A 15012-nucleotide genomic window follows, 5' to 3' on the forward strand; every position below is an offset into this window, starting at 1 on the left:
GCCGATGCTCAATAGTAGAGGAGCTTGAACAGCGCTTTGTGGGCCCAGGCCCGCCTGCGCTTGAAGGCGCTGCGACGATAGGCGTCCCAGCGCTCGGCCCATTCCGTGAAACGTCCGTTGTCCGTCAAGCGGGCCATGATGCGTAGTTGCACGACATGGAGGGCGTGATAGAAGGCACTGGCCGCATTGCGGACCGGCGTGCCGGCTTGGTCGTAGAGGGACCAGTAGCCGATGTCGAAATCGCCCAGGTGTTCCAGCAACGTGTCCACCGCCGCCTGCCAGAGACGGCCGGCCTCCTGGTGCTCGTCGTACAGCCAGAGGTCATACAAGCCCCAGGACGCCCACATGAAGCCGTTGAGAATGTGCGTGGGTGGCTTGACCACGGTCTCTTCGAACCAGATGTGTCCGTCGGGCCCGACGTCCTGCACCCCACCCTCGTCCATGCGTCGGGTGAAGCTGATGAAGGCGTCTCGCGCCGCGGTCAGGTAGCCCGACTCCCCGGTCTCGCGATGCGCCCGCACCAGGAGACTGATCCCCTGCCCTTGGCTCAGACATGAGTACCAGGGGTTCTTCAAGGGCGTGCGGTACTCCCAGTCGAACCGGTGATTCCACACCGGCACACCTGCCGCGTTGGGCTCCAGGTTTTCAACCAGCCAGTCCGCAACCGCCAGGAAGCGCGCCCTGCGCTCCGGATCGGCCTCCCGTCGGAAGCGGTTGTAGTTCCCCAGACCGTACTGGGCGATGGCGATGGGATTGTATTGGAGGCCCACATGCCCGTGATAGTCGAGCATGGGGATCCCACGCGCATCTTTGGGGCCGGGGTAGTCGGCCTTCACCGCGAACCGCTGCCAGTACTGGTCGACCTCACCGGGCAGGGCGGCTGAATTCACCTCAGGCGTGCCGTGCCAAAACGTGAGATGGCTGGTACGTCCCCCGCCGTAGGCCGAGAATACCCGCCGCCAATACCGCAAGCGAGCGCGCATCCCGATGCCTGCCCCGGGAACGCTCTCGGGCACCTGCACGCGCGCGGTCGGTAGCTCTGCCTGGGTCACGGTGTCGTTCCCTCCAACAGGATCCGCTCCCCGGACCGCAGCGACTCCGCCGCAGCGAAGGCTGCGCGCATGGACCCGACCACGTCGGGCAGCGGCGTGGGCGAGACCCCTCCGTGCTCCAACACGTCGCGGAAGGCGGCCAGCTCGCCCACATGCCCCTTGTCCTGGCGGAGACGGTTCCGCTGCACACCGCTGCGCCCCCCTCCAAAGACCCGCAGCGACCGGAAGTCGTCCAGAACGGCGCTCCGGTCACCTCCCGACACCTCGATGCGCTCCTTGCCCAGCGCCGCGTGGCCGTTCGAGTGGTAGGTCACGAGCGCCAGGCTTCCTCCCTGCAGCTCCAGCGTGATCTGCACGTTGTCCTGGGGCTCCCGTCCCGTGCTCGGAAGTCCTGCAGTGCGCACGGCCACCGCCGGCGCCCCCGCCATCCACAGCGCCCAGTCGATGAAGTGGCAGGCCTCGCCTACGATGCGGCCGCCACCGATCGCGGGATCGTGGAGCCAATGCTCAACGGGCAGCACACCAGCGTTGACGCGATAGTGGATCAGCAGGGGGGAGCCGACCCCGAGGAAATGCTCGCGCAGGGCCAGACTCATGGGAGCGAAGCGTCGATTGAAGCCCACCATGAGGGTGCGATCCCCAGCGCGCTCCCAGGCCTCCCGCACACGCGTCAGCTCGGCTTCGTTGAGACAAAGCGGCTTCTCAACGAAGACGTGCTTGCCTGCGTCGAGCGCGCGGATCACCTGATCGGCATGCAGATGGTGCCGGGTCAGCACGAACACCGCGTCCAGCGACGGATCGTCGAGCACCGCTGTGGTCTCGGTCGTGGCGCGGGCGAACGCGAACTTCTCGGCGGCGTGGCGGCTGGACACGCCACTCGTTGTGCAAACCGTGCGTGGAGTGAAGCCACCGGCCTTCTGCAGCGCGGGAAGGAGCGTCCGGGTTGCGAACAGTCCCGCCCCCAGAAGGCCGATGCGAAGTCCGGCGGCCGGGGTGGCGACGCTCGGCGTCGCAAGCTCGACGGTACGTTCGACCGCCGCGGGCGAGTCCGGATAGCGTAGCAGCACCCCGAGCGGCTGTGCACCCGATTCGGAGAGCGTATCGTAGACCTCCAGCGCCGCTTCGAAGTCCAGCCGGTGGGTCACCAGCGGCTCGGTGCGCAGCGCTCCCTCCTTCATCAGTTCCAGCACGGCCTGCAGGTTGCGCTGCTCCGTCCAGCGCACGTACGCGAGCGGGTAGTCCAGGCCCTGCTCCTCGTAGGCCGGGTCGTAGCGGCCCGGCCCATAGGAGCGGGAGATCTTCAGGTCGAGTTCCTTCATGTAGAAGGGCCGCCGAGGCACCTCCAGGCCGACGGCGCCCACGGCCACCACCCGCCCTCGATCACGCGCCAGCTCAGCGGCCAACTCGATCGGGGCTGAGCTCTCGGTCGAAGCGGTCACGAGCACCGCGTCCACCCCTCTTCCATGGGTCCAGCTGCGAACGAGCGCGAGCGGGTCGTCCGTTCCCGGGCGCCCGCCTCCCTCCGCTCCCAACGTGCGCGCCCGTTCCACGCGGTCGCCGTCGAGATCGAAGCCGATGACGCGCAGTCCGGCAGCGCGTGCCAGTTGGACGGTGATCAGGCCGATCAGTCCCAGCCCGATCACGGCCACCTGCTCCCCGAGCTGGGTGTCAGCCAGACGCAGACCGTGCAGGGCGATCGCAGCCACCGTGGCGAAGGCAGCCGACTCGGCGGGCACACCCTCCGGAACCCGGGCGACCAGGTTGCGGGGCACGCACAGCAGCTGTGCGTGTCCGGCTCCGGCCGCCGCCACCCGGTCTCCGGGGGCCAGTTCGGAAATGCCGTCGCCCACCTCGACGACGACTCCCGCGGCCGAGTAGCCGAGCGGCATAGGCTGATCCAGGCGCGCCCGCGTCGCTTCCCACGCCGTCAGGACGCCTTCGCTGCGCGCCTTGTCGACGACCTTGCGCACCAGGTCCGGACGGGAGCGCGCCTTGGCGAGCAAGCTCTTGCGAGCAAAGTCCACGAGCATGCGCTCGGTCCCGATCGATACCAGCGACGCTTCGGTGCGCACCAGGACGTGACCCGGTCGGATGACCGGGGCCGGGACGTCCGCGATGCGGGTTTCGCCAGCCGGATACTGAAGCAGCTGCTTCACAGTGAATCCTGTTCCCCTGATGGTGCGGGCATCGCCTTCGCCCACGCCTCGGTGGAGAGAGCGGGCCGCTCCCCATCCACGAACGTGCGCAACCACAGCTCCAGCGTGAGCAGCTGCCAGACCGGATAGGCCAGATCCGTCTTCCCGGCCCGGTGCGCCTCGATGCGGGCGCGGACCACCTCGGGCCGCAAGATGCCGCGGCGCCGAATCTGGTCGAACGAGAGCACCTCGTCCACCATTCCCACCAGATCGTGGGTGAGCCAATGGTCATGAGGGGCGCCGAAGCCAGCCTTGGGCTGCGACAACACCTCGTCGGGAACGGTGCCGGCCAGCGCGCGGCGCAGAACGTATTTCGTCACCGGACGCGTATGCCCATGGATCTTGAGATCGGGCGCAACCTCTGCGAACGCGAACTCCACCAGCGGTCGATCCAAGAGCGGCACACGCACCTCGACCGACGAGGCCATGCTCATCTTGTCGTTGTAGTCGAGGTTCAGGCTGACCATGAACGTGCCCAGGTCGACCGCCATCATGCGGTCGAGGAGATCGGACCCCGCGTGCTCCTCCCAGATCGCTCGATGCTCGGCATAGGGGTCGACCGGGCCCGCCGCGCGAGCCCAGTCGTCCGTGAGCAGCGCGTTCCGTTCCCCGGAGTCCTGATAGGTGGCATCCCGCAGGAACGCTTCGAGCGGAGGAAGCGAGGCGCTCCGAGCGAACTTCCGACCCAGGCGACTCCACCCCTGCAGGCGGGAACCCCGCAAGGCCGGCAGCCTTCCCAACAGCGGATCGAGGACCTGGGAGCGCAACGGTGCGGGCAAACGTCGGTAGCGCTCGCGAAGGCGGGCCACGGCGTACTTGCGATAGCCCCCGAAGATCTCGTCGCCCCCCACACCCGAAAGCAGCACCGTCACATCACGCCTGGCCGCGCGGCAGACTTCGTAGGCCGTCAGAATCGCGGGGTCCGCGACCGGATCATCCATCGCCCACACCAGACGGGGCAGCAGATCGGCCACCTCAGGTTCCACCACGATCTCGGAGTGCTGACACCCGAAGCGTTCCGCCGTGCGCCAGGCCACCCGAGGATCGTCGAGCGTGGATTCCCCACGACGGTGCAGGCTCGGGAACGTGATGGTGAAGGTGCGCACGGGGTGCGTCGCGGAGCGGGCCATGGCCGCGACGATGGCGCTCGAGTCCAGGCCGGCGCTTAGAAACGCCCCCAACGGCACGTCGGAGACCATCTGACGTTGGACCGAGCGCTCGAGCTGGGTCCACAACGCCTCCACCACCGCCCCCTCCGGTCCCGCCGGCACCGAGTCGGCCGGAGACGTCCGCAGGGACCAGTAGCGACGCTCTTCCCAGGTCCCCTGCTGGGCCAGTGCGTAGTGGCCCGGCCGCAGCTTCCGCACGCCGGCGAAGAGGGTCGCGGGATCCGCCACCCAGAGCAGCGTCAGATACTGGGCCAGCGCCGCGGGGTCGACAGCCCCTTGGAAGTCCGGCAACTCCACGAAGGCCTTGGCCTCGGAGGAGAACGCCACGCCTCCCCCCTGTCGCGTGACGTAGAGCGGTTTGATGCCGAAAGGGTCGCGCGCCAGCAGGAGCGCCGGCCCCGCGTCCGAGCGTCCGAAGCGCCGAGCACCCGTGTCCACCGCGGCGAATGCGAACATGCCGTCGAGGTGCGGGAGCGCTTCGACGCCCCACACGTCCAGGGCCCGCAACACGACCTCCGTATCCGACTCCGAGCGGAAGCGGGCGCCGAGGCCTTCCAGGCGACGCCGCAGGTCGTGCGCGTTGTACAGCTCGCCGTTGTAGGTGAGGTGGAGGGTCCCATCCTCCGTAGCCATAGGCATATGGCCGGCCGAGCTCAAGTCCCGGATCGCCAGGCGACGGTTGCCCAATCCGACGTACAGCCCACGCAGGGAGCGGTGGCTCCACAACCCCGCGTCGTCCGGTCCGCGGTGGTGGAGCCGCGCGGTCATGCGCGAGAGCACCTCGTCGTCCCCGCGGGCGAGGAGCCCCGCGATGCCGCACATCTAGGGAAGCTCCCCGACCGAAGAGCCCACAGCGCCTGGAGCGCCGCGAGCGCGATGCCGTGTCACCAGCGTGCTCACTCCGCCTTGCGCGCCAGGACGCGCAGGCGATAGCCCAGACCCGCCTCTTCGATCCAGTGGTCCATGCGAGCCCGTTCCTCGGGCAGCGCCAACCTGCGAGCCAACTCCGGGGGCAAACGGTCTGACCGTGGCGCGCCGAAGGGATCGAATCCCTGCACGTGGTTGAGCACCGAGTCCAGAACCGACACCGCGGTCAGCACCCGGACGACTTCGAAGCCCACCTCCTCGAGGAGTCGCGCCAGCGTGCGCGCGTCGAAGTAGACCAGGTGGTTGCGGTTGAAGGTCCGCGCCCGACCCTGCAGGACCAGGACGCCGAGGGAGGCCACGTTGGGGACTCCCACGAGAAACGCACCGCCCGGCGAGAGGATGCGGTGGATCTCCACCAGCATCGCGCGAGGGTCGGGTACATGCTCCAGCGTTTCGATGAGCGTGACCACGTCGAAGCTGCCCGGGTCGAACGCGCACGCCTCGAGGAGCTCCTCCCGCACCGGAAGACCATAGACATCCCGTGCGTGCCGAGCCGCCCGCTCACCCAACTCCAGCCCGAGAACGTCGTAGCCTCGCTCCCTGGCGATGCGTGGCAACCTTCCGATCGAGCATCCCACGTCCAACAATCGACCCGTAGCGCGAACGCCGGCGACATGATCGAGAAGCGCTGAGAAATCTCGCGTCTGGAACCGCTCTTCGGCGTCGGAGAGCAACACGTCGACCCAGGCGTCGTTGGCGGCCGACTCGAACTGATAGAGTCGCTCGAGGGCCTGGGCGCTGGGACGCGGGTTCATGTACACGAGCCCGCAGCGCCCGCAGCGCACGAAGTCCAGACCTTCCTTGTGGAACCAGGGATCGGCTTCCCGCTCTCCGCACACGACGCAGGCGACGCGCTCGGCCAACTCCTCGCGCATCCGACCGGTGCTGGGATCGAGCAGTACCGCCATCTCCTCGCTCAGCAGATCGAAGAACCGGTCGCGGCCGCTCTCCTGCTCGTAGCCACCGCCGCTCACAGACGGCCCTCCTCCCAAGCCCGCACCAACGCGTCCGCGATGATGAGGTCGCGCTCGTCGTCGACGTTGGCCAGCCATGCCGTCGGCATTTCCAGTGCCGCAGGCGCTCGCCCCATCACGCGGCCCTCCTCCACGAGCGTGGCACGACGCACCGCGTACACGGCGCCGTTTCGGTAGTAGACCGGAGGCAGGTCCTGCCGGTTGAGCCGCTCCCGTTCCGGATCGAGCGGAACCAGCCGACCCTCACCCTCGAGGCGGTACATGCGGGCCGGATGGACGTCGTCCATGCGGCAGACGCCGATGACCGAGTCCACCTCGGGGTCCGTGCGGAGCCGCTGGACGGCCGCGTCGATGTCCTGGCCACGGCGGATCGGCGACGTCGGCTGCAGCAGCACGACGATATCGAACGTCCGACCGGTCCGGGTCTCCATCTCCACGAGGGCGTGGCGCAGCACAGGCGCCATGGGTGTGTCGTCCTCGGCCAATCCCGGGTCACGCTCCACCACGGCGACGCCCTGCCCCCGCGCCACCGTCGCGATCTCCGGGTCGTCCGTGGTCACCGCGAAGGCAGCCAACGTGGCGCTCTCGCGAGCGGCTCGGATCGCGTGCTCCAATAGAGTGCGGTCGCCCACGGTCCGCAGGTTCTTGCGAATGACGCCTTTGGAGCCACCGCGTGCGGGGATGAGCCCGAGGGCCATGCCGGTCAATCGCCCTCCAACGCCTGCTCCACGCGGGCGACGATGTCGTCCAGGTGCACCCGGGTGAGGCGGTCCCGTACAGCACCGCGGTAGACGCGGGCCAGACGCGCGACCTCGCTCAGCTCCGAGCGCGCCAGCGCCGGGAGGTCGGACTGTCCCACATCCAGCGACCGACGCCGGGGGCCGAAGCCGCCGCCCGCCTGCGCCTCGCGGGGCGCCCCCTGCAGAAGCCAGATCAGGCGCTCGAGGTGTGCGCGCTGCAGGTTCCTTCGATACGTGTCGATGGCCGTACCGGCGCGGACCTCCGCCCACAGACCCGTGCGCACGTCGGCCAACAGGTCTTCGGGACCATAGGCCTCTGCGTTGAACGCACGTCCCTCGATGAGACGCTCCAGCCGGGCCGGGTCCAGGAGCTGCTCCAGCGTCGCTACCTGGGCCGCTCGCATCCGCTCCACCGACCCGGAACCCTCAAGGCGGCGCAGGAGGTCGTCGTCGAGCAGCCAGGTCGGTGTGACGAACACCTGCTCGTGCAGGAAGGCGACCGCGGCCCTCTGCCGCTCGGCCGACACAGCGGAGTAGGCCGCCCCGGTCTGGTCGGCCGTGCGCGGCTCGAAGTAGATCCCACCCACCAGCGTCACGACGTGGCCGACGTAGCGACGCCATTGCCCCACCAACTCGTCGTACAGTTCCTGCAGGTCGTCGTAGCCCTCGCCGTCCGTGCGCGTCCACTCCACGAGGCGGGGAGCAACCCGGCGGAGGTTCTGGATCGCCAGCGTGCTGGCGCGCACCGGATCATCTCCCATGTCCTCGGTCTGGGCCCAGGGGTTGATCCCGTCGGCGGACCCGTAGCGGTAGACCGGGTCGCCCGCGTGCGCCTCGATGAGGCGATCGAGGACGGCCAGCTCGGACTCGGGCGTGGGAGCCTGCGGGAAGACCCGGTAGCCCCATTCGATTGCGTAGTGGTCGTACGGCCCGATCTTGCGGATGAAGCGGCGCACACCGTCTCCCGGCTGCGCGACGTAGTTCTGTCGCGCGTAGTCCATGATGGTGGGCGCGACCCCGAAGCGCTCCGTGAACGACGGAGAGCGCAGCGAGTCCACGGCGAACGCGGACGAGGCGATCATGTTGTGGGGCAGCCCCAGGGCGTGGCCCACCTCGTGGGCGATCACCTGGCGCATGGTCTCCCCGATGAGCGCGTCCGAGAGGCGCAGGGAGCGGGCCTCCGGGTTGGCCGCGCCCGTCTCGATCATGAGGCGGTTCCGGTAGGACCGCAGGTGGTTGTGGTACCAGATCACGTCGCTTTCGATGATCTCGCCGGACCTGGGGTCCGACACGCTGGGACCCACAGCATTGCGCGTGAGGTTCGCGACCCATCGCACCACGGAGTAGCGCACATCCTCGGGACTCCACTCCGGGTCTTCGGCGGGTGTGGGGGGATCCGCGGCACGGATGGCATTGCGGAAGCCCGCCGCCTCGAAGGCGGCCTGCCAGTCCTCGATGCCTTGGCGGACATAGGGTCGCCACCGTGCCGGCGTCGCGGGATCGAGATAGTAGACGATCGGCTTCACCGGCTCGACCAGTTCCCCGCGCGCGTAGGCCTCCGGGTCGCTAGGCTCCAGGCGCCAGCGTCTCAGGATCGTCTGCGTGGCGGCCTTCTGCTCATCGAGCCCGAAGTTCACGCGCTCGATGGAGAACCAGCCCACTCTCGGATCTGCGTACCGTACCTGCATGGGCTCGGCGGGCAGCAGGATCATCGAGTGGTGCATCTCCAGCGTAAGCGAGCCCGTGGCCGACTCGGAGGGGGGCTGATCGGCCTCGAACGTGGTCGTCTCGCGGAGGTCCACGTTCAGCGGGAACGCGCGGACGTACTCGATGTAGGTGCGGGCCGGGTCCAGCCTGCGCACGCTCCACTGTTGGCGCTGACCTCGGGACAGACCGCTGATCGCGCGAACGTCGGACAGGAAGAACTCGCCCACTTCCACCACCACCGTGGTCGAGTCCTCTCCCCAGGCCTGGATCGGAAAGGACCCCAGCACGACCGGCAGGTTGTTCAGATGGACCGACTGGGCGATGGGGAGGGAATCGGCGGCGACATTCCCGAAGGAGTGCTTCCGGAGCAACACGCGATCCGCGCGGCGCTCCCAGCGCACGACCTGCTCGGCGACCTTGGAGCCCGCGTTGATGAAAGGGCTGAGATCCGGGGGCGTGCCGGCGATCCGCGACACCATGAGCATGTCGCGGCCGAAGAGAGAATCCGGGATCTCGTAGTAGACCTTGGTCCCCTCGGTGTGCACCCGGAAGAGGCCTTCGTCCGTCGTGGTCGACGCCGTCACGATTTCCCCGTAGGGTCGCGGGCCCGATCCGTTGGCCCGTCCCGCCGGGCGTGGCGCGGGTTCCGGCGCCGGAGCGGGGCCCGACGCGCAGCCCGACACCATGACCCAGATCGAGAGCGCTGCCCGCACCCCCCTGCCCGTCCGCCGCCTCGTCATCGGAAACGATCCTCCCGTGCCACCATGATCCACTGCCAGATGAAGAAGGTGTTGTCGCTTCCCGAGTGCAGGAAGCGCTCGAACTCCTGGAGGGCCCGCTCCGGCCGGACCCATCCCCGCTGACGGAAACTCGCCGATTCGAGCGCATCGCGCACGAGCGGGGCCAGCGGCCCTCGCAGCCACTCGCGCTGGGGGGTCACCACCGCACGCTTGGGCGTCTGGACCAGGGTCGCGGGAAGACGATCCCGGAACGCGTGCCTCAGCAGCCGCTTGTGCACGCCCTCCGCAAGCTTCCACTCCGCCGGAATGCGAAAGAGCAGCTCCACGATCCTGTGATCGAGGTAGGGCTCCCTCAGCTCGCGACCGAACGCCATGGACAGTCGGTCGTTCATGCGAAGCACGCGCGGGAGCTTGGTGTGCGCCAGGTCCCGATAGAGCGCGTTGCGCAGGTGGTCCGGGAAGGGGCGCTCGAAGGTGGGCGGCTCCGGAGCCCGTGCCACGAGCTCCGGATCCAGGCAATCCGGCCGTACCGGCAGCGAGCCGTCTTGATAGCGGGGAGCGGCATCTCCCGCCGCTTCCCGGCGGGCCTGGTCGACCGCACTGCGGACGTCGAGGCCGAACGCGCGAGCTGCCGCCTCGGCATCCACCGCCCGACCCTGTTCCACGAGATCCAACAGCAGCTGCGGCCGATAGTAGGCATACCCGCCGAGCATCTCGTCGACGCCCTGGCCCTCCAGCAGGACCGTCACTCCGCGCTCGCGGGCCCGCCCGTGCAGCGCATGATATCCGATGGTGGCCACGCCCCCGAAGGGCGCGCTCTGATGCCGGGCCACCTCGTCCAGCAGCTCGGCGCAGCGGGCCACGTCGATCCGGTCGAGGGTGCGCACCCAGGCGGTGCGATGGGGCACGGCCTCCGCGAACCCGCTCTCGTCGTAGGCCGGATCGTCGAAAGCGGCGGTGAAGGTCTCGACCCTGGCACCCTCGCCGACCAGTGCGTCCACCGTGTTCATCAAGCAGGCCGAGTCGAGGCCGCCGCTGAGATTCACCCCCACCGGAACGTCGCTGCGCATGCGCAGACGCACGGCGTCGTCCAGCAGGCTCCTCAACTCCTCCGCGGCATCGTCGAAGTCCCCCCGGTAGGGCTCCGACGCACGCTCGGGCAGAGACCAGTAGCGACCGACCTTCATGGCGCCCGCCAAAGCATCGGCGCGCGTGCCGCACTCCAGAACCAGGGTGTGCCCTGGCTCCAGGTTCAGAACTCCGTCGAAGAACGTGTGTCGGTCGTGATCGTAGACGCCGTGGGTGAGATAGCACGCCCATCGGTCCAGGTCGGACACGGCCTCCAGACCCGCGGCGAACAGAGCTCGCACCTCGGAGGCGAAGAGGAAGGATCCGTCGGGGTGCCAAGCGTATTGGAACGGCTTGATCCCGAGGCGGTCGCGCGCACAGAACAGGCGCTCGCGTTCGGCGTCCCACAGCGCGAAGGCGAACATCCCGACGAAACGCTCTACGCAGGCGTCTCCCCAGCGTGCGTAGGCGGCCAGCAGAACTTCGGTGTCGGTGCCGGTGCGGAAGGCGGCGCTGCCCCCCAGCTCACTTCGCAGTTCCAGGTAGTTGTAGATCTCACCGTTGTGCACCACGGTGAAGCGGCCGCTCGGGTCGGTCATCGGCTGGAGGCCCGCGTCGGACAGGTCCAGGATGGAGAGGCGGGCGTGCCCCAGTCCCACGTGCAGATCCTGAGCCGACGTGTCCAGAACGCGAACTCCGTGAGCGTCGGGTCCGCGGTGTCGTAGGGCGGCGACCATCGCGTCCACACGCGGGCCCACGGCACCCCTCCCGACCACCCCGGCGATTCCGCACACAGCGGGCGGCGCTAGTAGTGGATCCGCTTCTCGGTCCGAAGCGGGCGGGTGGCGAGGAGCTCGGCGACACGGGTCCCAGCGGTCCCGTCCCCGTAGAGGGAGCTGGAGTCGAAGCGGCCGTGCGCCAACTGCCGTCGCACGGCCTCGAGAATCGCGTCCATTCGATACCCGACGTCGCTGACGTTCTCGGCGCGATCACGTCCGGCTTGTCGATTCCCGATGTTGACGACGGGCACGCCGAGGTAGGCACCCTCGCGGATGCCCACGCTCGAGTTTCCGATGAGGCAAGAGGCCCCGGCCAGCAGCCGCAAGAAGTCCTCCGGCGCCAGGTTCTTGAAGAAGTAGGTGTGCGGAATATCGTGTGTTTCCCGGAAGTGCCGGATGCCCTTGGAGATGCCGTCCGAGCCTGCATCGACGTTCGGCCAGAACCAGAACGTAGGCATATCCAGCGCCTCGATGGCCAACAGCGTCTGCATCACCTCGTCCAATGCGCGTTCGTACTCGGTGGTGACCGGGTGCTGCATCACCACCAGATACTCTTCCGAGGTGGGGTCGAAGCGCTTTCCCACCCCTCCATAGGACTCGAAGGGATCGAACGGCGTCGCTGCCGCCGCCGTGACGCGGCGGGCGAGATCCACGGACGGACACCCGGTGACGAACACCGTGTCGGGATGCTCTCCCATGCGTAGTACGCGCTCTGCAGCCGGCTCGTTCGAGACGAAGTGGAGATTCGACAACTTGGTCACGGCATGCCGCACCTTCTCGTCGATCGAGCCCGTGACCTCGCCTCCCTGTAGGTGAGCGACCGGGATGTTGAGATAGGAAGCGGCGATGGCCGTGGCGATCGTCTCGTAGCGGTCCGCCACGCTCACCACCACGTCCGGGCGGAGGTTGTCGAAGATCGTGGCCAACTCGACCACTCCGAGGCCGGTCGACTTGGCCGTCGTGACCAGGTTCTCTCCTTCGACGACCATGTACACGACCGCGTCCGGCTCGAAGCCATCGGCACGGATGACGTCCACCACGGGGCCGTAGCGCTCCAGGAGCGCTGAAGCACCGACCACCAGTTGCAGCTCCAGATCGGGATGGTCGCGGATCGCCTCCATGACGCTCTTGACCCGGGCGTAGCTGGGGCGCGCCGTGATCACGATGCAGACGCGCCGCCGTCCTACGCGCTCCCCTGCAGGGCGGAGGGACATCAGCGGCCCTCGCGCGCGCTCGGGGTCACCAGCGCAACCCTCAGCTTTTCGGCCATGAAGATCTCCGTCCGTTCCATCGACTCCGAAGTGGCACCGCCGATGTGGGGGGTCAGGACCAGGTTGTCGTGTTCGGCCGCCCACGCGAGCAGCTCGTGATTCGGTGGACCGCCCTCCTCGGCCTGCAGCACGTCGAGCGCGGCCCCTTCCAGCCGCCCGCTCTGCAGCCGCTGCATCAGGGCCGCCTCATCAAGCACGCCGCCGCGGGAGGTATTCACCAAGAAAGCCCCTGAGGGCAGGGCGTCTAATTCCCTTGTGCCAATCATGTTACGCGTTTCGCTCGAAAGCGGCACATGAAGACTGAGCACGTCGGATTGGCGACAGAGCCCGAGCAGATCGGCAGGCCGCTCGACCCCCTGCGGCCAGTCCGCACGATAGGGGTCGAACGCGGCAACTTCCATGTGGAAGGCCCGGGCCAACTCCGCGACCGCGTTGCCGATGCGACCCAGGCCCACGATGCCCAGCCGCCGACCCGCCAGCTCACGCCCGCGAAAGCGATCGCGATCCCACCCCCCGGCCTCGACGTGGCGGGCGGCGCGGTGGGTTCGCCGCAGCAACGTGAGGAGCAGGGCGAAGGTGTGCTCGACCGTGGCGCGGATGGTCTCCAAGAAGGCGCGCTCGCCCCGAAGGCTGAGGACCTGCACCCCGGACCGGGCCGCAGCCTGCAGGTCGATGTGGTCGAGGCCGGTCGTGGCCGAGACGACGAAGCGCAGACGGTCGGATCGCTCAAAGAGGTCTTTGTCGATGCGGTGCCCGAGCCGCACGATGAGCGCGTCGGCCCCCGCGGCCGCGCGCAGCAGACCGGCGCGGTCGAAGGGGCCCTCCACCACCTCGGAGCAGGACTCCAGAACGGCACGGGCCCGTTGGGAATAGCCCAGTGGTTCGGCATTGATCACGATCGGTCGCGCCGTCACTCCACGTCCTCGAGCGTGACATGCTCATCGCGGCGGACGGCGTGACGCAATGTCCGGTCGAGAAGCGCCGGCAGCGAGTCCGGGGACAAGCCCGTGCCCGGCTTCTTGAGGGCGAGGTCGCTCGCGCTCAAGCGCGTGCCCGCCGCGAGATCACGAGCGGCCACGACGCTCTTGCCGAAGAGCGCCCGCATGGGAGCCAATTCCTCCGCCATACGATCCTTGTCGATCGGGTGGGCTAGAGCTCGCTCGAGGAAACGCACGCCTTGAACCAGCTGGGCCAGCTCGGGCAGCGTGATGGAAGCCGAGACGTCGGGACCGAAGGTGTCCCGTGAGAAGCACACGTGCACTTCGACCACGGAGGCTCCGAGCGCGACTGCGGCCAAGGCCGGGAAGATCGTACCGGAGTGGTCGGACAGCCCCACCCCGCAATCCGGGAACGCCGCCTTGAGCTCCTGCAGCTGGTTGAGGCCGACCTTCTCCGGCGGCGTCGGATACAGGGACGTACATTGGAGGACCGTCACGGGCGCCCCGAACTCCTGCAGATGCTCGACGGCGCTGCGAACGGCGCCCCGGTCGCTCATCCCGGTCGAAAGCCACACAGGTCGTCCGCTCCGCGCGACACGATCCAACAAGGGCAGGTTGCCGACTTCGCCGGACGCGATCTTCCAGGCGTCGATGCCCACGCGTTCGAGCAGCTCGACCGCCTGGATCGAGAACGGAGAGCTGACGAACCGCACCCCGGCTGCGTCCGCTCGCTCCTTGAGCAGGCGCCACTGTGCTTCGCTGAACTCCATCCTGCGCCAGTAGTCGAAGCGCGTCTCGTCCTGAGGGCTGAAGCGCACCCGCCACGGCTCGGCGGGAGTACTCTCCGCCTCGGCGATGTGGGTCTGGAACTTGACGACGTCCGCGCCGGCTCGGCCGATGGCATCGATGTAGGCAAGCGCGGTCCCGAGGCTGCCGTCGTGCGCTTGCGCGACCTCGGCAACGATGAGGGCACTCATGCGCCAGCCGGATCCGCCGAGAGGCGGAGCAGCATGATCTTGGCGTCCTCGACGGGCTTGCTGTAGTAGCCCCTGCGAATCCCGACCACCTGGAAGCCTCGGTGCTCGTACATCGTCAAGGCCCGCAGGTTGGACCGGCGCACCTCGAGGAAGAGGTGGCGGAGCCCGCGCCGTTCGGCCGCCTTCACCACGGCATCGAGCAGCGCCGAGCCCAGGCCCCGTCCCCGGAAGGGTTCCGCAACCGCGACGTTGACGAGCTCCCCCTCCCCTTCGACGAAGCGGAGCACGGCGTAGCCCGCCACCTCCGCCCCCTGCTCCCCTTGCTCCTCGATGACGATCGCTTCGCAGCGGTCGCCCCAACCCAGCAGGTTCGCGAACGTGGCGGCGGTCCACGGCGTGGAGAAGGCGCTCCGCTCGATGGCTGCTACGGCCCTTACGTCCTCCCGACGCATGGGTCGCACGGAGGCGCTCGACC

Annotated in this window: 11 protein-coding genes; all 11 read right to left on the bottom strand. The window is 68.5% G+C overall.

All coding sequences use genetic code 11. The features are described from left to right. Positions 1-8: 8 nt before the first annotated feature. Positions 9-1052: a D-glucuronyl C5-epimerase family protein gene (locus R3E10_05095; protein ID MEZ4415110.1), complete on the bottom strand. Its 1044-nt coding sequence runs from the start codon at positions 1050-1052 to the stop codon at positions 9-11. Continuing rightward, complete coding sequence (locus R3E10_05100; protein ID MEZ4415111.1) at positions 1049-3208, bottom strand: bi-domain-containing oxidoreductase; 2160 nt, start codon at positions 3206-3208, stop codon at positions 1049-1051. The genes R3E10_05095 and R3E10_05100 overlap by 4 nt, the downstream gene beginning before the upstream one ends. Continuing rightward, complete coding sequence (asnB, locus tag R3E10_05105) at positions 3205-5238, bottom strand: asparagine synthase (glutamine-hydrolyzing) (GenBank protein ID MEZ4415112.1); 2034 nt, start codon at positions 5236-5238, stop codon at positions 3205-3207. Before asnB (R3E10_05105) ends, R3E10_05100 begins: the two co-directional genes overlap by 4 nt. A gap of 74 nt (positions 5239-5312) precedes the next feature. Next, the gene (locus tag R3E10_05110) at positions 5313-6317 is read right to left on the bottom strand and encodes a class I SAM-dependent methyltransferase (protein MEZ4415113.1); all 1005 of its coding nucleotides are present in this window, start codon (positions 6315-6317) and stop codon (positions 5313-5315) included. Then, entirely contained in the window at positions 6314-7015 is a 702-nt protein-coding gene (locus tag R3E10_05115; protein MEZ4415114.1) for an acylneuraminate cytidylyltransferase family protein, read from the bottom strand. The genes R3E10_05110 and R3E10_05115 overlap by 4 nt, the downstream gene beginning before the upstream one ends. A 5-nt stretch (positions 7016-7020) precedes the next feature. Then, a complete protein-coding gene (locus R3E10_05120) occupies positions 7021-9504 on the bottom strand; it encodes a zinc-dependent metalloprotease (protein MEZ4415115.1) in 2484 nt (827 codons plus the stop codon). Then, on the bottom strand, positions 9501-11366 hold the full coding sequence (asnB, locus tag R3E10_05125; protein MEZ4415116.1) for an asparagine synthase (glutamine-hydrolyzing): 1866 nt from the start codon (positions 11364-11366) through the stop codon (positions 9501-9503). The genes R3E10_05120 and asnB (R3E10_05125) overlap by 4 nt, the downstream gene beginning before the upstream one ends. Before the next feature lie 11 nt (positions 11367-11377). After that, the gene (gene neuC, locus R3E10_05130) at positions 11378-12565 is read right to left on the bottom strand and encodes a UDP-N-acetylglucosamine 2-epimerase (GenBank protein MEZ4415117.1); all 1188 of its coding nucleotides are present in this window, start codon (positions 12563-12565) and stop codon (positions 11378-11380) included. After that, entirely contained in the window at positions 12565-13536 is a 972-nt protein-coding gene (locus tag R3E10_05135) for an NAD(P)-dependent oxidoreductase (GenBank protein MEZ4415118.1), read from the bottom strand. Before R3E10_05135 ends, neuC begins: the two co-directional genes overlap by 1 nt. Then, a complete protein-coding gene (locus R3E10_05140; protein MEZ4415119.1) occupies positions 13533-14537 on the bottom strand; it encodes an N-acetylneuraminate synthase family protein in 1005 nt (334 codons plus the stop codon). Before R3E10_05140 ends, R3E10_05135 begins: the two co-directional genes overlap by 4 nt. Next, positions 14534-14989, bottom strand: a complete 456-nt coding sequence (rimI, locus tag R3E10_05145) for a ribosomal protein S18-alanine N-acetyltransferase (protein ID MEZ4415120.1) — start codon at positions 14987-14989, stop codon at positions 14534-14536. The genes R3E10_05140 and rimI overlap by 4 nt, the downstream gene beginning before the upstream one ends. Positions 14990-15012: the final 23 nt, after the last annotated feature.

The organism is Gemmatimonadota bacterium (genome assembly GCA_041390105.1).
In the GTDB taxonomy this organism is placed as follows: Bacteria; Gemmatimonadota; Gemmatimonadetes; order Longimicrobiales; family Gaopeijiaceae; genus JAGQIF01.

Bases quoted from the DNA above. Each gene is read 5' to 3' on its own strand.
- asnB (MEZ4415112.1), bottom strand. From the start codon at position 5,238: ATGTGCGGCATCGCGGGGCTCCTCGCCCGCGGGGACGACGAGGTGCTC.
- R3E10_05115 (MEZ4415114.1), bottom strand. From the start codon at position 7,015: ATGGCCCTCGGGCTCATCCCCGCACGCGGTGGCTCCAAAGGCGTCATT.
- R3E10_05120 (MEZ4415115.1), bottom strand. From the start codon at position 9,504: ATGACGAGGCGGCGGACGGGCAGGGGGGTGCGGGCAGCGCTCTCGATC.
- neuC (MEZ4415117.1), bottom strand. From the start codon at position 12,565: ATGTCCCTCCGCCCTGCAGGGGAGCGCGTAGGACGGCGGCGCGTCTGC.
- R3E10_05140 (MEZ4415119.1), bottom strand. From the start codon at position 14,537: ATGAGTGCCCTCATCGTTGCCGAGGTCGCGCAAGCGCACGACGGCAGC.
- rimI (MEZ4415120.1), bottom strand. From the start codon at position 14,989: ATGCGTCGGGAGGACGTAAGGGCCGTAGCAGCCATCGAGCGGAGCGCC.